This window comes from Streptomyces lushanensis (genome assembly GCF_001700515.1).
In the GTDB taxonomy this organism is placed as follows: Bacteria; Actinomycetota; Actinomycetes; order Streptomycetales; family Streptomycetaceae; genus Streptomyces; species Streptomyces lushanensis.
In genome coordinates, this window is the sequence record NZ_MAUD01000447.1 from 1 (window position 1) to 2224 (window position 2224).

2 protein-coding genes are annotated in these 2224 nt (G+C 75.8%); both read left to right on the top strand.

What is annotated here, in order from left to right; translation table 11 throughout:
• A partial coding sequence (locus tag BFF77_RS29060; protein ID WP_079125588.1) for a diaminobutyrate--2-oxoglutarate transaminase family protein occupies positions 1-1377 on the top strand: 1377 nt, incomplete at its 5' end.
• The coding region (locus tag BFF77_RS37275; RefSeq protein WP_281196625.1) for a pyridoxal-dependent decarboxylase at positions 1374-2224 on the top strand (851 nt) is incomplete at its 3' end. The genes BFF77_RS29060 and BFF77_RS37275, both read left to right, overlap by 4 nt.

The following is a 2224-nucleotide window of genomic DNA, read 5'->3' on the forward strand; positions in this document are numbered from 1 at the left end:
CGCTATCTCGACTGCCTCTCCGGCGCGGGAACGCTCGCGCTCGGCCACAACCACCCGGTCGTCCTGGAGGCCATCCGCCGTACGGTCGACAGCGGCGCGCCGCTCCATGTCCTCGACCTCGCGACGCCGGAGAAGGACGACTTCACCGACGCGCTCTTCGCCACCCTGCCCGGCGCCTTCGCCGACCGCGCGCGGATCCACTTCTGCGGACCGGCCGGTACGGACGCGGTGGAGGCGGCGCTGAAGCTGACGCAGACGGCGACCGGGCGCAGCGGGCTGCTCGCGTTCACCGGCGCGTACCACGGGATGACGGCGGGGGCGCTCGCGGCGACCGGCAGTGTCGCGGTCAAGGAACGGGTCGCGGGCGGCGGGGCCGAGGTGACGCGGCTGCCGTATCCGTACGCGTACCGCTGCCCGTTCGGGATCGGCGGCGAGCGCGGGGCCGGGCTGTCGGTGACGTACACGGAACGGCTGCTCGACGATCCGGCGGGTGGTGTCGTACCGCCCGCCGCGATGATCCTCGAAGCGGTCCAGGGCGAGGGCGGCGCGGTGCCGGCACCGGACGGCTGGCTGCGGGAGATGCGGCGGATCACGTCCGAGCGGGAGATCCCGCTGATCGTGGACGAGGTGCAGACCGGCGTCGGCCGCACCGGCGCGTTCTGGGCGGTGGAACACAGCGGGATCGTGCCGGACGTGATGGTGCTGTCGAAGGCGATCGGCGGGAGTCTGCCGCTGGCGGTGATCGTGTACGACGAGAAGTACGACGGCTGGCTGCCGGGCGCCCACACCGGGACGTTCCGGGGGAACACGCTGGCGATGGCCACGGGCGCGGCGACGCTGCGGTACGTGGCGGGGGAGGGCCTGGCCGAACGCGCGGCGACGGTGGGCGCGCGGATGACGGCGCGGCTGGAAGGGCTGCGCTCGGAGCTGCCGCTGATCGGTGACGTACGGGGACGTGGTCTGATGATCGGGATCGAACTGGTCGACCCGGAGGGACCGTTGGACTCCTGCGGCGCCCGTCCCGTCGCGCCGGAACTGGCGGAACGGGTCCGCGCGGCGTGCCTCGACCGGGGGCTGATCGTCGAACTCGGCGGACGGTTCGGCTCCACGGTTCGGCTGCTGCCGCCGCTCGTGATCACGGACGAGCAGACGGAGGCGGTGCTCGACCGGCTGGCGGACGCGATGAGGACGGTGTCGAGGAGCGGGCCGGGTGCGGTCCCGGCGCCGGCCTCGGCGTCCACGTCCACGTCGGTGTCCACGTCCACGTCCACGTCGGCGTCCACGTCCACGTCCACGTCGGCGTCCACGTCCACGTCCACGTCGGTGTCCGCGACCACGTCCGTGCCGGCGCCGGTGCAGCGGGACCGGCGCTCGTGACGACGGGCGCGGGGCGGACGGACGCGACGGGTCCGGACGGCGCGGGCGGTCCGGCGGGTGCGGGCGGTCCGGGTGGCGCGAGTGGCGCGGGCGGCTTGGCGGATGCGGGCGGTGCGGGGAGCGCGGGCGGCCCCGGCGGCGTCGGTGATACGGCCCTGTCGGGCGGCCTGGGCGGCGCCGAGGCACTGGGCCCGCTGCTGGACACGGTCCTGAAGGCCCTGACCGAGGGCGCGCGCCGGAGGGGCGGACCGATCGCGCCGGGGCGGCCGGGGGAGTCGGCGGAGGCGGTGGCGGAGGCGTTCGGCCGGTCCTTCGGCGCGGACCGTGTTCCCGTGCCGTCCCAGGGCGGTCCCGCAGGACCGGCGCCGGACGGCATCGCCTCGGCGGCCGGGGAGCACGGGACGCGGGGGACACATGGGGCGCACGGTGTGCTCGCGGGGCTTACCGCCCTCCTCGCCGAAGGCAGCGCCGATCCCGCCGACGCGGCGTGCGCCGCGCACCTGCACTGTCCGCCGCTCGCCGTCGCCGTCGCCGCCGATCTCGCCGTCTCCGCGCTCAATCCCTCCCAGGACTCGTGGGATCAGGCGCCCGCCGCGACCGCCCTGGAGACCCTGCTGCTCAAGGAGTTGGCGCGGCTGGTCGGGTACGACGCGGAGTCGGCCGCCGGAGTGCTGACCTCCGGTGGCACGGAGTCCAATCTGATGGGGCTCATGCTCGCCCGGGACCGGGTGCTCGGGGCCGCCACCGGACAGCAGGTGGAACTCACCGGCGTCCCCGGCCCCGGATCCGCCACCGGCCGCAGCGCCCGCCCCGGATCCGGGGCTCGCCCCGGATCCGGGGCGGGCGC